Below are 17,700 nucleotides of genomic sequence, written 5' to 3'. Positions count from 1 at the left end.
GGATCGAGGCCTGGCCGGATCCTGCAGGTTCCCGGCGTTGGAGAGCGGCGGCCTCGGCGTCGCGGTCGGGGAGCTTGGCGCGCTGGTGGGTGCTCGGCCGACATTGGGGCTGTTGTTGCCGGTCGTCGTGCTCCCGAACTGGCTCCCTGATGGACTGTGCGGCGCGGCCGTCGTCGTGGTCGTCGGGCCGGGCGAGCTCGGTTTGCTGGTGCTCTTCCGCGTGACGGGATCCCAGCCGGAGAAGGGGTCTGGCTTCGGGGTCGGGCTGGGAGCCGCGGCCTGGTTCACGGCGCTGGGCGCGGCCGCGCTGCTCGACGTGCTGCCGGCGTCGGTCAGAGGATGCGCGAAATTGCCCGCGCTCTTTACCTGGGCGCGCAGCCCCGAGCGGACACCTGTGGCTTTCGACGGCGAAGGCGAACGGCTGCGCGAGGAGCTGCGCGAGGAGGGCATGCGCCATGAATGACGCGAAACTCATGCGCTGCCAAGCGCCTCGATCCTCGCCTGGAGGCGGGATATGCCGTGCCATGTCGCCCAGCTCGGCCAGCAGCGAATCTCTCGGGATCCGCCTTGTGGACCGGGAGATCCCGCACCTTCGCGCCATTGTGGCGCTCCGCCGGGACCGAATCCGCGCATGCATCCAGGGCGACGCGGCGACAAGCATCGCGATTGCGGTCGGTCCGCCGAGCAGGTAACCTGGCGCTCCAATTGCACGCACGGATGTGTCAGTTTTACTGAAATGTTCCGTTGTGGGTGAGCGCTCGCTGCCTCTCCGCTCACGCGTCTGGCGCACGGCCGTGCGTCGGCGCGCCCGACGAGGTCGAGGTGCCGCCGAGGCGATTCCATGGTTGAGCCCGCTCGCTGCGCGGTTGCCGCCGGCGCGAGTTGTCTCGCGCGGCGCGCTTGTGTACGAGGTTCTATCTACGGCAGCGCTGGCCCATGAAGCCGTCGCGCAGGGCCAGGAGGACGAGGAGCCATGAGCGTCACGACGATCGACGTTGCCGAGGTCGCGCCTTCGACGGCGCCCCTGCCCGCGTTCGACGAGGAAGCGACGGTGCAGAGCCTGCTCGTCTCGCCCGTCGAGGCCGCCTACCGCCATCGCCTGCCCCTCGTCGGACGCACGGACGTGCACCCGCTCGTCCAGGCGGCCTACATGGCCTATACCCAGCGTTATCCCCTCGTGCTGTCACCCGACGTGGTCTGGTTCTGCCTTGCCCGGGGGTTCACGCTCCACGTCGCCGCGAACGAGGCGCAGCGGCGTCAGGTCCTCCTCGACGACAGCGACTTCGAGCTGAGGATCGATCGGCCGGATTTCACGCTGGGTGAGGTGAACCCGTGGCCCGTCGCGTTCTCGGATTTCTCCACCCTGATCGCCGCGCGGGTCGGCAAGCTGCGGGAGCTCGTGACAGCCAGTTTCTCCACCACGGGACCGGTGGAGCGCGTGGCGTCGGAGCTCACGGTGATGACGCCGTTCGTGCCGCACTTCGAGTGGCAGCCGCCCTTCCCCGCGGACATGAGCTTTCCGGAACGTGGAATCCCGCGCATTTACCTGCTCGGCACGGCGGACGACTGGCGCTGGGTGCGCCACCGCGCGGCGGCGTTCGTCCCCTTCGGGGCGGAGCGCTGGACTGACGTGCTCCTGCCGGTGCTCGACCAGATCGTCGCTGCGGCGGAGGGGCGTCAGGATCCAGCGTTCTGGCGCGCCTTCTTCCGGTACGAGAACTCCGCGGATGAGCTCACCGGGTGGATCCACGTGCTCTTTCCGTACCTGCGCGCCTGGCCGGCCGACCACTTCGTCTGGAATGCGTATCTCGACGGCTGGCTCGATCGCTGGAAGGCCGCGGAGGCCCGGCGCAACCCGCTCTCCGCGCTGGCGGATCCGGAGGGACCCGGGTTCGCGCAGCTCCCGCCGGGGCTGACCAGCGTGCCCTTGCGCTTCATCGATGCGCAGCGCCGGGAGCACCCCCTGGAGTTCGTCAGCGGCCTCATCGGCGTCACGCAGGACCAGCACTCGCTCGCGCTCATTCCGGAGTTCGTGTGGGCCGTCGTGCACGGTGAGCCCGGCCCCGAGGTCGAACAGCCCGCCGGCGCGGGCTGAGGGGCGCAAGGCCGCTCGGCGAGGGCTGCGCCCGCCCCCCTCTCGGCCGGCTACCCGAACCGCACCTCGAGCCCCGCGCCCCCGCCCGCCACCACGACCTCTCGATCCCGGCACCCCGGATCCTCCGCCATGCGCGCCGCGATCGGCGTGATCACCCGCTCCTCGATCACCCGCTTCAGCGGCCGCGCCCCGCGCCTCGGATCGAACCCCGCCTCGGCTAGCCAGGCCCGCGCCTCGGGCAGCACACGGAGCCTCAGGTTGCGCCGCACGAGCCCGGTGCGCGCCTCGGCCTTGGCGAGCTCGAGATCGACGATCCTGAGCACGCTGTCCCGCCCGAGGCCCCGGAACTGCACGACGTGGTCGATCCGGTTCACGAACTCCGGCCGGAAGTGCTCGCGCACGCCCGCCGGCGCCGCGCGCCGCGCGCCCGGGGGCAGGGCGCGCTCGTCGTCGCCTCCGAAGCCGACCGGCGCCCGGTCGGCGACGCCGAGGTTCGAGGTCATCACGATGAGCACCATCCGGAAATCCACGTGGCGCCCGTCCTCGTCTGTCAGCCGCCCCTCGCCGAGGATCGCGAGCAAGAGGTCGAACACCTCGCGGTGCGCCTTCTCGATCTCGTCGAGGAGCACGAGCGACAGCGGCTCTTGCCGCACGCGCTGCGCGAGCGTCGTCGCGTCCGGCCCCGCCGCGAGCAGGCGCGCCGACGACCCCGGGAGCCTGTACTCGCTCATGTCGAGCCGGATCATCCGCCCCTCGTCGCCGAACATCGACCGCGTGAGCTCCTTCGCGAGCTCCGTCTTGCCCACGCCGGTCGGGCCGACGAACAGCAGCGTGCCGCACGGGCGCTCGGGGTCGTTCATCCCGGCCTTGAAGCGCGCCAGCACCCGCGCCGCCGTGTCGCACGCCTCGTCCTGCCCGATCACGCGCCGCTTCAGCCCGCGCGCGATCGTCTCGGCGCTCGCGGGGATCTCGTCGGCGATGAGCTCGATCGGCAGCCCCGAGTGGCGCGCGTAGGCCTCGGACACGTCCCGCGGGTACAGCACGCGCGCCGGCGCCGCTCCGGCCGCCTCCGCCTCGGCGCCGGCCCGGGCGCCGGCCTCCTGCGCGAGCCAGTCGAAGAAGCGGAACGCCTTGCCGGGGAAGAGCACGTCGCGCCGGAACATCGCGAGGTGCTGCACCAGCCGCTTCTTGCCCGCCGGGTGCAGCCGGACGCGCGCGTCCTTCCGCGCCTCGTACTCCGCGAGCAGCGCCGGCACCGCGGCCGGATCCGGCTCGCGCAGCCGGACGATCTGGAAGCACGCAACGAGCGAGGCCGCGCGGCGCTGGCACGCCTCGAGCTCCGGCTCGGTGCACTCCGCGATGAGGCTCACCTCGCCGGTCCGGAGCGCCGGCAGGAACACGTCGCCGATCGACGCGCCGTCCGGCTGCGGCCGGAGCAGCGGCAGGAGCGCGCCCACGTGGAGCAGATCCCCCTCGTGCGACAGCTCGCTCACGAGCCGCAGGCACCTCGCCTGCCACATGCCGAGGTACTTCATCCCGGCGAGCAGCCGATCGGCCGAGGTGCTGAACAGGCCCGGCGAGCTCGCGCGCGCCTTGTCCCTTCGCCACGCCGCGAACCGCCGCGCCAGGCGGTGGACCCAGGTCGTCTTGCCGACGCCCGGGCCGCCCACCAGCAGGATCGACGGCAGCGACGCGGCGTGCGCGGCGCGCGCCACGTCGAACAGCGGCAGCGCCTGCTCCAGCTCCTCGGACTCGCCCACCGCGAGCGGCAGCCGCTGGCGCGCGGCCTTCTCGACGAGATCCTCGGAGACGGCGTGCAGCGTGGGGCGCTCGTCCTCCGGGCGCCGAGCGGTCCGGCCGGCGCGCTCCATCCGGCGCGGCGACCACGGGCGCACGTACTCGTCTCCTTCCCGGCGAAAATCGAAGAGCGACCGCGGGGACTCGCCGAGCAGCGCGCTCGTGACGAGCTGGCGGAGCACGTCGGGCGCGATCGAGAGATCCTCGAGGACCACGGACCAGCCGAAGCGGGGGAGCATCACGCGGACGCCGCCCTCGGCGAGCTTGCTCGCGAGGTACGTGAGCCGCAGCGGGATCTGGCGCCGGCCGACGACGGCGGTCCGCTTGACCGTGGTCTGCGGGTGGACGTCGACGTCCAGCGAGCGGACCTCGAACGACTCGTCCCACAGGTAGCGATCGAGATCGTCCTCGTCCGTGGCGAGCCTCGCGTGGAGCTCGACCTCGATCGCGCGCAGCACCTCGTCCTCGGAGGCGCCATAGGCGGACGGCGCCGGCCGATCGAAGAGGAATGCCCACGTGCGCAGGAGGATCCCGGTGAAGCGGCCGTCGTGGTGGGCGATGAAATAGACGCGGAGCGATTTCTTGGTCATACGGTGGCGGTGGAAACGCGCAGCCTGAGCGCGCGAGCCTAACACACCCGGGCAACACCCCAGGCCGGGAGCGTCGCTGCGTTGATCGGCCGCGCTGTTGGTTGTTTCGTTGCGCGCGCCGTCGTTTCATTGCTCCGCTATTTCATTGCGCCATTGTGGCGATTCCGCCGCAGTCGTTCGCGCAGCGCCCCGAGGAGGCCTGTCCCGGCGCGAAGTGGAGCGGCGCCGGAATACGCTGACGATCGACTCAACGTCAGATCAACTCCATGCGTCGTGGTGACGGCGTGCGTCAAGACGGCTGCGCGCTGCGACGCAGGAACAACCGTGCTGCATAATTCTGGTGGTGTGGAGATGTGTAATCTCATCCACCCTGGTCTCTTCGGGAGGTGTAGAGTGGTGTTCATGCCGCAAACGCCTTATTTCACGACGCCTCGCCGCCGCGCGGCTCGAGCCGCGTTTTCCTTGTTCCTATCGCTTGCCCCGCTCGCCGGGGCCGTGCCCGCGAGCGCTGCTGTGGAGCAGCTGGACGGCACGGACTTGCCCACGCCGGTCCGCGACAACGAGATTGGCCTCGTGACGGGCCGGGGTTTCCCCAGGGATGCCGTCACGCTCGAGGGGCTCTTCGGGTACCGGGGGGAAGACATCGATCCCGTGGCCGACGCGAGCACGGAGCCAGGCGTGTTCTCGCCGCTCTGCGGGTTCTCGGGAGAGCTCGTGCTGCGCGGGGGCGGGTGCAAGGTCGCGTTCGGCTGGTACAACGCGAACGCGAGCGGCACGCGCCCGCCGGACAACCAGATCTATGAGCTGATCCCCGCTGACACGTCGACGGCGTTCCGGTGCGAGGACAACGATTTCTGCCCGCTGGCCACGATGCAGACCACCCAGGCGGGGCAGCACGACTGGACGCCGCGGCAGTTCTCGGCGGCGGACATCCGGAACGATGCGCGGTACCAGGGCGGCCTGGTCGGCTTCGCGCTGATCGGCAAGGAGGGCACCTACTGCACCCAGACGAAGTTCTCGCAGCGCGAGCTGAACACCGTCTGCACGAGCTGCACGCCGAACGAGCCGTGGGTGACGACGCTGATCTACACGTCCACCGCCGAGCCCGACGCGTTCTATGTCGCCTTCGAGGACCTGCCCGTGACCGCGACGAGCTGGAAGGGGAGCCAGGGCGGGTACGAGAACGACGGCGATTTCAACGATTTCGTCTACTACATCACGGGCGTGACCTGCAAAGGCGGCGGCGAGGTCTGCGACACGGGCCTGCAGGGCGCGTGCGCCGTGGGCAGGACGGGCTGCGCGACCGAGGGCGAGGTCGAGTGCCTGCCCGTGCTCGAGCCCGGCGAGCAGAAAGAGACCTGCGACAACATCGACAACGACTGCGACGGCGAGGTCGATAACGGCGAGGGGCTCTGCGACGAGGGCTTCGTGTGCAACCGCGGGTCGTGCGTGCCGTACTGCGGGCGCGGCGAGGTCGTCTGCGACGCCGGGCTCGTCTGCGACGACGGCTTCTGCGTGGAGCAGGCGTGCGTCGGCAAGGAGTGCACCGGCGGCCAGATCTGCGTCGGCGGCAACTGCGTGGGCGGGTGCGACGGCGTCGTCTGCCCCGCGAACCAGGAGTGCCAGCTCGGGCGGTGCGTGGATCTCTGCGCCCACATCGAGTGCGAGGACGGCGCGGTCTGCGAGCGCGGCATCTGCCAGTCCAACTGCGGCTGCCGCACCTGCCCGACCGGCAAGGTGTGCGGGGGGGACGGCCGTTGCGTCGACGCCGGCTGCGACGGCAAGACGTGCGCTGACGGGCAGGTCTGCGTCGCCGGGAGCTGCGCCGACGCGTGCGCGGGCGCCGTCTGCCCCGGCAACGCGCCGTGCGTCAACGGGGTCTGCGGCGAGCCGGTGGTCCACGGCGGCGCCGCCTCCGCCGCGAGCGGAGGGTCGATCGGACCCGACGTGGGGCTCGACGATCCGGTGGATCTGACCACCGGCTCTGGCTCCGGTTCCGGCTCCGGCTCCGGCGGCGCGAGCGGCGGCACGGGCGGCAACAAGCCCGACGCGTCCTGCGCGTGCCGCGCGGGCGCGACCTCGGAGGCCTCGCCGGCCAGGGTCGGCCTGCTCGGGCTCGGTCTCCTGCTGCTCGCCGGCCGCAGGCGCCGCGCGCGCCGCGCCGCGAGCCGCCCGTAGGCCGCGCTCTGGCCCGCCGCGCGCCCGCGTCACCCCGCGGAGCGCGCGGCCATCGCCGCGACGAGGCCCCCCACGACCGCCGCCAGGACCCACGCGAGGCGCGCGCCGTACGGTGACGCGGCCGCGGCGCCGGAGGGCAGCGGGAACACCACCGACCGCACCCGCCGCGACTCCGCGTCGACGAGGAGCACGCCGTCGACGTCGAACGCGACGCGGTACTCGAGCAGCTGCCGCCGCGTCGCGGGCGTGTCGATGCGCGGCGCGAGCCGGCCCGTCTTCACCTCGGCGACATACCGCCTGGGACCGTGCGCCACGAGGTAGTCGGCGCGGAGCCCGACGCTGACCGGCTCGCCGTCGATCTGGACTCCGTACGAGACCGCGACCTGCCGGCCGACGATGGTGTAGCCGAGCTCGCGAAGGAGCGCCTCGGCGCGGGCCTCTCCCGCGGCGCCCTGCTCCCGGCACCGCGAGAGCCGGCGCCGCTGCCATGCGCGCCTCCACGCGAGCCGGAGCGTCTGGACCAGCCCGAAGGAGAGCGCCGCGCCGGCCACGGCCAGGAGGAGCTCGGGCGGCATGTCGCGGAAATCCACGCTGCGCGGGTTTGCTCAGGAATCGGGATACCGGGCCAAGTTTTCTGCGCCGGATCGCCTGCGGCTTGGCTGGCGCGCATGTCCACGCGCTCCTATGTGACAGGGCCGCAAGAGGCATACCGCCTGCTCGTGCTCTGGTGGGGTGGCGCCGTGTTTCAAGAGCGTGCCCGGCTGATCTGGTCAGGGATGCACACCCATCGTCCGCGAGAGTACCCTCATGCTGCATCCGAGGGTCGTCTGCCTGTGATCGAAGACGAGGAGAGGCACCGTTCGCAGATCCGCGCGCTGACCGAGGCCAGCCGCGCGCTCGCGTCGGCGTGTTCGGCGCCCGCGATTCAAGAGATCGTCCTCTCCGCGGCGACGCGCCTGAGCGGCTCCGGCAGGGCCGTCCTGATCCTGAACGACGAGGACGAGCGTCCGGTCGTGCGAGCGGCGCTGGGGCTCGATCCGGCGCTGCTCGCCGAGCTCTGCGGCCGCCCGCTCCCGAGCGCCGACGACGGGATAGCGCGAGCGCTGGACGGGGCGGCCCACGTCGCCGCCGCGCCGCTGATCGTCAGCGGCCGTGTCTCTGGCGTGCTCGCGGTCGAGCGGGCCGCCCCGGCCTCCGGCGAGGATGCCTGGCTGATCGAGGCGCTCGCCGATCAGGCCGCGGTCGCGCTCGCAGGCCCCGCCGATGGCGCCGCGCACGCAGGCGCCAGGGAGCCGCGCGCGCGCCTGGAGGCGGACGTACAGGACGAGCGCTATCGCCTCCTCGGTCGAGCGATCAAGGACCCGATCTGGGACTGGGATATCCGGACGGACCGGGTCGAGCGCAACGCGACGTTTCACGAGGTCTTCCGCTACGCGCCCGAGCAGATGGCCCCGACCGGCGCGTGGTGGGTGGACCGCGTGCTGCCCGAGGATCGCGACCGCATTGCGCGCGAGTTCGAGGAGCTCATCCACGGGGACGCCGACACCTGGTCGGCGCAGTACCGCGTCTACCGCGGCGACGGCTCCGTCGCCCGCGTGTTCGATCGCGGCGCGGTGCTCCGCGACGCGAGCGGCAAGGCGATCCGCATGGTCGGCGCGGCGGTCGACCTGACCGAGCGGTTCCGGATCGAGAGCGCGCTCCAGGACCGGGAGGATCGGCTACGGCTGGCCACGTGGGCGGCGGACGTGGGCACGTGGCGCGTCGACCTGGAGACGCGGTACGACACGAGGGACGCGAGCCTGAACCGCATCCTCGGCCTGGACGAGCGCGAGACGACGCAGCCCATGGGCGACTGGCTGAGCCGCGTCCACCCGGAGGATCTCGACGCGGTGATCGCCATGCACGAGCGGAGCATCCGCGAGCGGTGCATCTACGACATCATCCACCGCGTCGTCCGCGCCGACGGGTCGATCCGGTGGGTCCACGATCGCGGGCGCCTCGTCGCCGATCGGGACGGCTCCCCGCTGTTCTTGACGGGCGCCGTCGTCGACATCACCGAGCTGAAGCAGCTCGAGCGCGAGCGCACGGAGCTGCTCCGCCGCGAGCAGCAGGCGCTCGCCCAGTCGGAGAAGGACCGCATCCGGGCCGAGGACGCGAACCGCATGAAGGACGAGTTCCTCGCGACGGTCTCCCACGAGCTGCGGACGCCGCTCACGGCGATCCTGGGCTGGGCGCGGCTGATCAGGGACAAGGGCCTCGCCCCGGAGCGCGTCAAGCAGGGCATGGCGTCGATCGAGCGCAACGCCCACGCGCAGGCGCAGATCGTCGACGATATCCTGACGGTCTCCCGGATCATCACGGGCAAGCTGCGGCTCCGCACGATCGCCGTGGATCTCGCCGCGGTCATCGAGGCCGCCGTGGACACCATCACGCCGACGGCGAAGGCGAAGGAGATCGAGATCCGCGTCGAGCCGGGCGAGGGGCTCAGCCACGTGTGCGGCGACCCCGATCGCCTCCAGCAGGTCATGTGGAATCTGCTCTCCAACGCGGTGAAATTCACCCCGAAGCGAGGGCTGGTCACCGTCCGGGTGGGGCGGAGCGACTCCCAGGTCGCGATCTCGGTCATGGACAACGGCAAGGGCATCGCCACGTCGTTCCTGCCGTATGTGTTCGACCGCTTTCGCCAGGGCGACTCCTCCCCGACGAGGGCTCACGGCGGGCTCGGCCTGGGGCTCGCGATCGTCCGCCACCTCGTCGAGCTGCACGGCGGCACGGCGGAGGCGGAGAGCCCGGGCGAGGGGGGAGGAGCGACGTTCACGGTGACGCTCCCCCTGCCCGCGGCGCCCTCCGCCGCGCACGAGGGGCCGCCGTCCGCGCCGGGGCGCGCCCCGCTGCGGAGCGGGGAGCCGTCGCCGCTCTTCGGCGTTCACGTCCTCGTCGTCGAGGATGAGCCGGACGCCCGGGAGATGCTCGCGTTCTTGCTGGAGGGAGCGGGCGCGCGGGTCACCACGGCCGGCTCGGCGAGCGAGGCCATGAGCGTCCTGGAGCGGCTGAGGCCCGATGTCCTGCTCAGCGACATCGGTATGCCGGGGGAGAGCGGCTATGCGCTGATCCACCAGCTGCGCGCGGCGGGCCGGGACGAGATCCGGCGTATCCCCGCCGTGGCCCTGACCGCCTATGCCCGGATCGAGGACCGGAGGAGGGCGCTGGCGGCCGGCTTCCAGAAGCACGTCGCCAAGCCGATCGACCCTGCCGACCTGGTGCAGGTCGTCGCGGACCTCACGGGCCGCTCGGGCGGCGACGGGGCCCCCGCCCGGTCCCGGCGCGGCGCGCTCCTCGGTTGACCCCGCGCGGCGCGCGCCCGCTCTAGGCCAGCTCGACGCCGAGCAGCCACAGCATGAGTGCCTTCTGCACGTGCAGCCGGTTCTCGGCCTGATCCCACACGCGCGAGCGCGGCCCTTCGAGCGTCTCGTCGTCGATCTCCTCGCCGCGGTGCGCCGGCAGGCAGTGCAGCACGATGGAGTGCTGCGCGGCCTTCGCCATCACCCTGGCGTCCACGGTCCAGCCGGCGAACGCGGCGCGGCGCTTCTCCGCCTCGGCCTCGTGTCCCATGCTCGCCCACACGTCCGTGTTCACCACGTCCGCGCCCGCCGCGCCCTCGCGCGGGTCGTGCACGATCGTGACGTGGCCCGTCTTCCGCGCGCGCTCGACCTCGTCGGCGGGCGGCATGTACCCCTCGGGCCCCGCGAGCACGAGGTGGAAATCGAAGAGCTGCGCCGCCTCGAGCCACGAGCGCGCCATGTTGCTCGCGCAGTCGCCGAGGAACGCGATGCGCCGGCCGGCGATGCCGCTCCTGTCCCCGCTCGCCGCGAGCGCCTCCTGGATCGTGAAGATGTCGCTGAGCACCTGCACCGGGTGGCCGTCGTCCGAGAGCGCGTTGATCACCGGCACGCTCGCCTCCGCCATCTCGAGCAGGCGCGCGGTCGACGACGTGCGGAACGCGATCGCGTCGCAGTACCGGGCGAGCACGCGCGCCGTGTCGCGGATCGGCTCGCCGCGGGCGAGCTGGCTGCCCTGGGTGCTCAGCACGACCGGCTGGGCGCCGAGCTGCGCGATGCCGACCTCGAACGACACGCGCGTGCGCGTGCTCGCCTTCTCCAGGACGACCGCGATGGCCCGGCCGGCGAGCATCGTCGTGCGCCGCCCTTTCGGCTCCTCCTTCAGGCGAGCGGCGAGCCTGAGCACGCGGTGCGCTTCGGCCAGGGTCGTGTCCGTGATCTTGAGGTAATCGCGCTTCGCCATTGTCCCGCCTTCCGCGTCGCCGCCGTCCGGGCGCGCCGTCGTGCCGCGGGCAGCCCGCGACGCAGGGCGCGCCGTACGCCCGTCGTGATGTGGCACAACCGGGACGCCGCCGTCAATCGGCCGTGGATCCGCCGTGGACAGCGCTCAGCGCCAGATCTCGATCTGCCACGCCGCGTCCGAGATCTGCTCGACCGACGCGCGGATCCCGAGGAGATCTCGGAGCAGCCCGAGGTGGGTTGTCGTGTGGGATGACGGGCGTACGGTCCGGAAGGCGCCGCGGCCCGCGAGGGCGATCGGCAAGAGCAGCTGATCGGCCAGGTGCTCGCCCACGGGGACGCCCGCCGCGAGGTAGTCGCGCGCCTCCTCGGCCGCCTTCGTGGCGACGGACTCCGCGCGCACGCCCTTCACCCCGAACCCGGTGAAGACCTCGGTCACGTGCTCGCTCTCGACGGCGATGGTGAGCACGTTGCCTGGGCCGTTCCCGCCCCTCAGCACGCTGGGCTCGAAGCAGCCCGGCTCCCAGCCGAGCACCGCCGCCGCCGCGTCGAGCTCGCGCACCGCGATGGCGCCCGGGAGGTTCGACACCGTCGCGACCGCCCGCCGGGCGCGGATCTCCCCGCGCTCGAGGAGCTCGAGCGGCGCGAGCGCCGGCGCCGGCGCGATCGAGACGCGGGCCAGCCCGCCGCCGGCCGGGTAGAAGCCGGGCGTCACGAGCGTCGCGGTGACGTCCGGCCCCATCCTCCTCACGAGCGGCAGGTAGGCGAGGTCCAGGAAGTCGAACGGCGGCGCCAGCGGGTTGTGCGTGCCGCCCTCGAGCGTGAGCGCCGACGGCGCGGGCGCGCGGAGCAGCGCGGGCAGGACGGTCTGCAGCACGAGCGTCGTGCTCCCCGCGCTCCCGACCTGGAACGTGTGCTCGCCGGGGACGATCGCGGCCGGTCGAAACACGATCTCCTGCGAGCCGAGCGACGCGCCCGACACCTCGGCGCGGCCGATCTGGGCCGCGGCCCGGACCGACGTCAGGTGTTGCCGCATCAGGCCCGGGCGCGCGCGGCCCTTGCGGATCGAGGTGATACGGACGGGCGTCTGCGTGATCAGCGAGAGGCCGAGCGTCGTGCGGAGGATCTGGCCCCCTCCCTCTCCGATGGATCCATCGATGGTCAGCATGGCGGTCGGCTCTCCCCTGGATCAGCGATATCACGGCGCCGGGGCGCGGGGCTCACCCCTTCACGCAGACGACCTGCCGCAGGGTGTGGACGATGTCGACGAGATCCTTCTGCGCCCGCATCACGTCGTCGATCGGCTTGTAGGCCGCCGGCGTCTCGTCGATCACGTCCTCGTCCTTGCGGCACTCGACGCCCGCGGTCGCGGCCTCGTGGTCCGCGACGGAGAAGCGGCGGCGCGCCTCGCCCCGCGACATGACGCGGCCCGCGCCGTGGCTCGAGCTGCAGAAGCTCTCCGGGTTGCCGAGCCCGCGGACGATGAACGAGCGCGCGCCCATGCTGCCCGGGATGATCCCGAGATCACCCGCCTGCGCGCGGACGGCGCCCTTGCGGGTCACGAGCACGTCCTTCCCGTAGTGGTGCTCGCGCGCCACGTAGTTGTGGTGGCAGTTCACCGCCTCCACGGTCGCGTCGAAGGGCGGCAGCTCGCCCGAGCCGCGGAGCGCCTCGACCACCTGCGCCATCATCAGCTCGCGGTTCACCGCCGCGAAGTCCTGCGCCCACGACACGGCCTGCATGTAGTCGTGGAAGTGCCTCGTCCCGTCCGGCAGGTACGCGAGGTCGGCGTCGGGCAGGTTGATGAAGAAGCGCCTCATCTCCTGCTTGGCGAGCTCGATGAAGTAGCTCCCGACCCGGTTGCCGACGCCGCGCGACCCGCTGTGCAGCATGACCCAGACGCGGTCCTCCTCGTCGAGGCAGAGCTCGATGAAGTGGTTGCCGGTCCCGAGCGTGCCGAGGTGCTCGATGGCGTAGCCGCGCCCGATGCGCGGGTGCTTCTCGACGACCTGCCGGTACCGCGGCTCGAGCTCGGCCCACGCCGCGACCTGGGCGGGGGGCGGCGAGCGCCACGCGCCGCGGTCGTTCTTCCCGCCGTTGTCGGTGCGGCCGTGCGGCACGGCGCCCTCGATGGCCGACCGGAGCCCGCGCAGCGCGTCCGGCAGCTGCGACGCGGAGAGGCTCGTGCGCGCCGCCATCATCCCGCAGCCGATGTCGACGCCCACCGCCGCCGGGATGACCGCGCCGCTCGTCGCGACCACGCTCCCCACGGTCGCGCCGATGCCCTGGTGCGCGTCGGGCATCACGGCGATCCACTTGTGGATGAACGGCAGCGCGGCGAGGTTCTTGAGCTGCGACTCCGCGGCGGTCTCGAACGGCACGCCGACCGTCCACGCCTTGATGGGCACGCCCGAGTCCGTGGGGATGACGTTGTAGCTTCGCTCCATGGCAAGATCTCCGGTGAGGGGTCGAGCCGTCCGGCGCGCGCCGCGACGCTCGTTCGCGGCGGGGTCCGTCGGTCTCCGTCGGTCTCCGTCGTTTCCGTCGGTCTGTCGCTCCGTCGGTTCGGCGTTCCTGCGTATCGCACGGCGCGTGCCACTCGAAATCCAGGCGGTCACGGGCCGCTGGCCCTGCGGATTAGACCTGTGTATAAAATGGTTAGATAAACTTCTATGACGCGCAAGACGACCGTGGTCCTCGGCATGCTGGGCCCGACGCTGGACACCGGGAAGACGGCGGAGCGCTGGTCGCGCTGGCGCCCGAGCGTGGCGCTGTGCCAGCACGAGGACCTGATCGTCGACCGGTTCGAGCTGCTCTACCAGCGCCGCTTCGAGGGCCTGGCCGAGACGGTGATGGGCGACGTGCGGCGCGCCTCGCCGGAGACGGACATCCGCGGTCACGTGGTCGAGGTGGACGATCCGTGGGACTTCGAGGCGGTGTACGGCGCGCTCCACGACTTCGCGCGGGCGTACCCGTTCGCGCCGGACCGGGAGGACTACCTCGTCCACATCACGACGGGCACGCACGTCGCGCAGATCTGCCTGTTCTTGCTCACGGAGTCGCGGTACTTCCCGGGTCGGCTCATCCAGACGTCGCCGCCGAAGCGCGACCGTGAGGAGCTCGCGGCCGGGTCGTTCACGATCATCGATCTCGACCTCTCGAAGTACGATCGCATCGCGTCGCGCTTCCAGAAGGAGCAGCGCGAGGGGGTGTCGTTCTTGAAGAGCGGCATCGACACGCGCAACGCGGCGTACAACCGGCTGATCGAGCGGATCGAGCACGTGGCGATCGCGTCGCGCGCGCCCATCCTGCTGATGGGCCCGACGGGGGCGGGCAAATCGCAGCTCGCACGGAAGATCTACGACATCAAGAAGGGGCGCCGGCAGGTGGGCGGCGACTTCGTGGATCTGAACTGCGCGACGATCCGCGGTGACGGGGCGATGTCGGCGCTGTTCGGGCACACGAAGGGGTCGTTCACGGGGGCGCTCCAGGACCGCCCGGGGCTCTTGCGCAAGGCGCACGAGGGGGTGCTCTTCCTCGACGAGATCGGCGAGCTCGGCGCGGACGAGCAGGCGATGCTGCTGCGGGCGATCGAGGAGAAGGCGTTCTTGCCGGTCGGCTCGGACAGGGAGGTGAGGAGCGAGTTCCAGCTGCTCGCCGGCACGAACCGGGATCTCGCGCTGGAGGTTTTGGTGGGGCGCTTCCGGGAGGACCTCCTGGCGAGGATCAACCTGTGGACCTTCCGGCTCCCGGGCCTCAGGGAGCGGGTCGAGGACATCGAGCCGAACCTCGATTACGAGCTCGACGCCTCGGCGCGGCTGCTCGGCGTGCGGATCACGATGAGCCGCGACGCGCGCGCGCGGTTCCTCGAGTTCGCGACGTCGCGAGAGGCGGTGTGGCCGGGCAACTTCCGGGACTTCAACGCGGCCGTGACGCGGATGGCGACGCTCGCGCCCGGGGGGAGGATCGGGGTGCCGATCGTGGAGGAGGAGATCGGGCGGCTGGCGGAGGCCTGGCGGCGAGCGCCGGCGGCGGGCGGGCGAGCGCCCGCCGCGGGCGGCGCGGCGGGGGAGGGGAGCGACGGGGAGGATCTCGTGGTCGCGGCGCTCGGCGCGCGCCGGGCGGCGGCGCTCGACCCGTTCGACCGGGTGCAGCTCGCCGAGGTGCTGCGGGTGCTGAGGAGCGCGCGGTCGCTGTCGGAGGCGGGACGGGTGCTGTTCGCGGCGTCGCGGGCGAAGAAGAAGAGCGTCAACGACGCGGACCGGCTGCGGAAGTACCTGGCGCGGTTCGACATCGACTGGAGCGAGGTGGTGGCGGAGGGCGGGTAGAGGGGGGAACGGCGAAAGGCAGCTCATCTCGGGTGACAGAAGATGCTCTGTGCGGTCCTGCACCCCCGGAAGCGCGACGCCATCCCACCAAGGTATCCATGCACCCAAGGCGCCGCTCTCCCTCGACAGCGTGCGGGCCCGGTTGACGGCGGCGCAAATGGTTTGATATCCATCCACTGGGCCAGCTGGGCGTGCCCCGGCAGCGCGGGGCCGAACGGAGGTCAGATGAAGCTTTACTACTCGCACAACTCAAACCCGCGTCTCGCCGTGGCTGTGGCGCGGCACGTCCAGGCGCCGGTGGAGTTCATCCGCGCGGCCCCGTTCGCGCCGGACCAGATCGAGTTCTTCCGAACGCTCAACCCCAATACGCGCGTTCCGATCCTCGTCGACGACGGCACGCCCCTCTGGGAAGCCGATGCCATTGCCTGTCGCCTGTGTCAGCTGACTGGCTCGGACTTCTGGCCCGCGCCCGCTCGTCTGCCGGAGCTTTTGCGCTGGCTGAGCTGGGCGCACCAGCATTTCAGTCCACCGGCGAGCGCGCTCTACTTCGAATACATCGTCAAGCCCACGTTCACGACCGACCGAGAAGAGCAGTCGGTGATGGACCGGCACCTGAAGGAGTTCCGACAGTTCGCGGAGGTCCTGAACGGTCTGCTGAAGGGCCGCCGCTGGCTGATTGACGACAAGCTGAGCTATGCCGACTTCCGCGTGGCCTTCGTCTTTCCGTATGCAGCGCGTGCGCGGCTGCCCTTGGCGGACTACCCCGAGGTGCAGCGGCTGTCGAACCAGCTGGACGAGATCGAGGCGTGGCGCGAGCCGTTCAAGGGCCTGGAGGGATGAGGTGAGGAGTCCGCGGGCGCGCGCGGCGGGCTGAGCGCGCCTGCGCTGCGAGCTCGAGCCGAGCTACCGAGCGGAGATGGAAATCACTCTGGCCTCGTCGTCTTCAGCACCGCCCACTGGACGTCGCCGAGGCTCACGAGCTGGTCGTGGAGCAACCGCGGGGGGCCATAGACGGCGATGCCGATCTGGGCGTCAAAGTATCGCGACGCGGCGCGCTGCAGCTGCTCGGGGCTGATGGCGCGCACCCGGCGCTCCAGCGTCGCCAGGTGGTCGAGCGGCAGCGCGTTCAGATAGAGGTCCGCGAGCGCCCCGGCCAGACCCGGCGTTGACGACACAGCAGCGGCCGTCTGGCCGAGGAAGCGCATCTTCGCCGCTTCTAGCTCGGCCAGCGTCACCGGAGAGCTCTTGAACCGCCGGATCTCCGCCAGGATCTTCTCCAGGCTCTCACCTGCGCGATCGAGATCGGCGCTGAGCTCGATCAAGAATTGGCCAGCGGTCCTGCGTTGATAGCACGCGGCGTGCACCCCATAACTTATCCCCGTGTCGTGCCGGAGCGTGGCTGCAGAACGCGACACGACGAGCCCGCCGATCAGCATGGCGATGAGATCGAAAGCGAGGGCGTCCGGGTCTGACAAGCCGGCGCATGGCAAAGCGACGACCAGGCTGGCGTCAGACGTGCCACCCGCAATCGCACCGATCCGGATCTCCCGGTCGCCGCGGGGGATGACCGCTGGCGGCGCTGGCTCAGGCGGCACCTGGCCCTGCGCAGGGGACCATGCGCCAAAGTGGCGGCGCGCGAGCGCAAAGATCGCCTCGGCTTGCACGGCGCCCACGGCGATGAGGGCGCTGTCGCGCGGGCCGTATTGCCGCGAGTAAAAGCTCCTCACCTGATGCCCGGAGAAACCCCTGAGATTGCTCCCAAATGCCTTGAATGGCAGCGCCAGAGGGTGATCAGGGCCATACAGCCCCTCGAGGGCGAGCTCGTTCAGCTGGGAAGAGATACCGAGGGAGCGGCTGAACAGCGCCTGGGACTGCGCGCCGCGCGCGCTCTCGAGCGAGTCGGCGTCAAAGACGGGGTGCTGGACGAGTCGCGCCAGGAGCCATGCCGCCTTCTCGGCGCCAGACGCCAGCGTCGTGATCGCGATCGCGGTTCCGGCGGAGCTCACGCTCCACCTGGGGAGCTCACCGCTGATGCGGAGCTGGCGCAGGACCTCGCCGTTCTCCAGCCGCGTCCCCTCGTTCAACATCCGGGCTGTGAGCTCCGCGAGCCCGGCGTGGCTCGGCGCTCCATCGTCGCGGGCCGCGCGATTGACGTAGATCAGCGTCACGAGCGGCAGCTCGGGCCGCTCGACGACGAGCGTCGTCATGCCGTTCTCGAGCTCGGCCGAGCGGACGTCGTGGACTCGCAGCGTCGGCTCAGCCGCGAGCGGCGGCGCGTTCGCGCGGAACTCGGCGTCCGGGGTCGGCGTGAGCGGCGGCAGGGGAGGAGGCAGCTCTACCCGCGAGCCGCAGCCCGCGAGCGCTGCACCGAAGAGCGCCGCCCACCCCATGCTTGCTCGTCTCATGCGGACACC

Annotated in this window: 12 protein-coding genes; 6 read left to right on the top strand and 6 right to left on the bottom strand. The window is 71.5% G+C overall.

The features are described from left to right. Nucleotides 1-37: 37 nt before the first annotated feature. The gene (locus WME73_RS39895; RefSeq protein WP_437741504.1) at nucleotides 38-463 is read left to right on the top strand and encodes a hypothetical protein; all 426 of its coding nucleotides are present in this window, start codon (nucleotides 38-40) and stop codon (nucleotides 461-463) included. Between the two features lie 510 nt (nucleotides 464-973). Continuing rightward, nucleotides 974-2,095: a DUF4419 domain-containing protein gene (locus WME73_RS39890; protein ID WP_437913024.1), complete on the top strand. Its 1,122-nt coding sequence runs from the start codon at nucleotides 974-976 to the stop codon at nucleotides 2,093-2,095. A gap of 50 nt (nucleotides 2,096-2,145) precedes the next feature. Here WME73_RS39890 and WME73_RS39885 read toward each other — a convergent pair whose 3' ends face one another. Then, nucleotides 2,146-4,482, bottom strand: a complete 2,337-nt coding sequence (locus tag WME73_RS39885) for an AAA family ATPase (RefSeq protein WP_437913023.1) — start codon at nucleotides 4,480-4,482, stop codon at nucleotides 2,146-2,148. A 462-nt stretch (nucleotides 4,483-4,944) separates the two neighbouring features. Here WME73_RS39885 and WME73_RS39880 point away from each other — a divergent pair, with 462 nt between their 5' ends. Next, nucleotides 4,945-6,660 (top strand): hypothetical protein, encoded by a 1,716-nt coding sequence (locus WME73_RS39880; RefSeq protein ID WP_437913022.1) that lies wholly within the window; start codon nucleotides 4,945-4,947, stop codon nucleotides 6,658-6,660. 29 nt (nucleotides 6,661-6,689) lie between these two features. On the opposite strand, the gene WME73_RS39875 is transcribed toward WME73_RS39880, so the two are convergent. Continuing rightward, nucleotides 6,690-7,250 (bottom strand): hypothetical protein, encoded by a 561-nt coding sequence (locus WME73_RS39875; RefSeq protein ID WP_437913021.1) that lies wholly within the window; start codon nucleotides 7,248-7,250, stop codon nucleotides 6,690-6,692. Nucleotides 7,251-7,493: 243 nt separating this feature from the next. Between WME73_RS39875 and WME73_RS39870 the strand changes: the two genes are divergently transcribed. Further along, complete coding sequence (locus WME73_RS39870) at nucleotides 7,494-10,004, top strand: PAS domain-containing protein (RefSeq protein WP_437741499.1); 2,511 nt, start codon at nucleotides 7,494-7,496, stop codon at nucleotides 10,002-10,004. Nucleotides 10,005-10,026: 22 nt separating this feature from the next. Here WME73_RS39870 and argF read toward each other — a convergent pair whose 3' ends face one another. The 3 genes from argF to WME73_RS39855 all read right to left on the bottom strand — a co-directional run bounded on the left by argF (nucleotide 10,027) and on the right by WME73_RS39855 (nucleotide 13,405). Beyond that, nucleotides 10,027-10,962: an ornithine carbamoyltransferase gene (argF, locus tag WME73_RS39865; protein WP_437913020.1), complete on the bottom strand. Its 936-nt coding sequence runs from the start codon at nucleotides 10,960-10,962 to the stop codon at nucleotides 10,027-10,029. 144 nt (nucleotides 10,963-11,106) lie between these two features. After that, nucleotides 11,107-12,126 (bottom strand): RNA 3'-terminal phosphate cyclase, encoded by a 1,020-nt coding sequence (gene rtcA / locus WME73_RS39860; protein ID WP_437741497.1) that lies wholly within the window; start codon nucleotides 12,124-12,126, stop codon nucleotides 11,107-11,109. 52 nt (nucleotides 12,127-12,178) lie between these two features. Beyond that, a complete protein-coding gene (locus tag WME73_RS39855) occupies nucleotides 12,179-13,405 on the bottom strand; it encodes an RtcB family protein (protein WP_437913019.1) in 1,227 nt (408 codons plus the stop codon). 225 nt (nucleotides 13,406-13,630) lie between these two features. On the opposite strand from WME73_RS39855, the gene rtcR reads away from it, so the two are divergent. Together rtcR and WME73_RS39845 are read left to right on the top strand one after the other, a co-directional pair. Next, on the top strand, nucleotides 13,631-15,286 hold the full coding sequence (rtcR, locus tag WME73_RS39850) for an RNA repair transcriptional activator RtcR (protein WP_437913018.1): 1,656 nt from the start codon (nucleotides 13,631-13,633) through the stop codon (nucleotides 15,284-15,286). A gap of 225 nt (nucleotides 15,287-15,511) precedes the next feature. After that, nucleotides 15,512-16,126: a glutathione S-transferase family protein gene (locus tag WME73_RS39845; RefSeq protein ID WP_437913017.1), complete on the top strand. Its 615-nt coding sequence runs from the start codon at nucleotides 15,512-15,514 to the stop codon at nucleotides 16,124-16,126. Between the two features lie 83 nt (nucleotides 16,127-16,209). Here WME73_RS39845 and WME73_RS39840 read toward each other — a convergent pair whose 3' ends face one another. Then, a complete protein-coding gene (locus WME73_RS39840; RefSeq protein WP_437913016.1) occupies nucleotides 16,210-17,691 on the bottom strand; it encodes a M16 family metallopeptidase in 1,482 nt (493 codons plus the stop codon). Between the last annotated feature and the right edge of the window lie 9 nt (nucleotides 17,692-17,700).

Origin of the sequence: Sorangium sp. So ce302 (assembly GCF_051530145.1) — a bacterium.
GTDB classification, from domain to species: domain Bacteria; phylum Myxococcota_A; class Polyangia; order Polyangiales; family Polyangiaceae; genus Sorangium; species Sorangium cellulosum_B.
The sequence above is the reverse complement of the archived record's forward strand: the minus strand, read 5'-3'. Positions and strand labels throughout refer to the sequence as shown.

Excerpts from the sequence above, each read along its gene's own strand:
- WME73_RS39890 (WP_437913024.1), top strand. The coding sequence starts at position 974 with ATGAGCGTCACGACGATCGACGTTGCCGAGGTCGCGCCTTCGACGGCG.
- WME73_RS39885 (WP_437913023.1), bottom strand. The coding sequence starts at position 4,482 with ATGACCAAGAAATCGCTCCGCGTCTATTTCATCGCCCACCACGACGGC.
- argF (WP_437913020.1), bottom strand. The coding sequence starts at position 10,962 with ATGGCGAAGCGCGATTACCTCAAGATCACGGACACGACCCTGGCCGAA.
- rtcA (WP_437741497.1), bottom strand. The coding sequence starts at position 12,126 with ATGCTGACCATCGATGGATCCATCGGAGAGGGAGGGGGCCAGATCCTC.
- WME73_RS39855 (WP_437913019.1), bottom strand. The coding sequence starts at position 13,405 with ATGGAGCGAAGCTACAACGTCATCCCCACGGACTCGGGCGTGCCCATC.
- rtcR (WP_437913018.1), top strand. The coding sequence starts at position 13,631 with ATGACGCGCAAGACGACCGTGGTCCTCGGCATGCTGGGCCCGACGCTG.
- WME73_RS39845 (WP_437913017.1), top strand. The coding sequence starts at position 15,512 with ATGAAGCTTTACTACTCGCACAACTCAAACCCGCGTCTCGCCGTGGCT.
- WME73_RS39840 (WP_437913016.1), bottom strand. The coding sequence starts at position 17,691 with ATGAGACGAGCAAGCATGGGGTGGGCGGCGCTCTTCGGTGCAGCGCTC.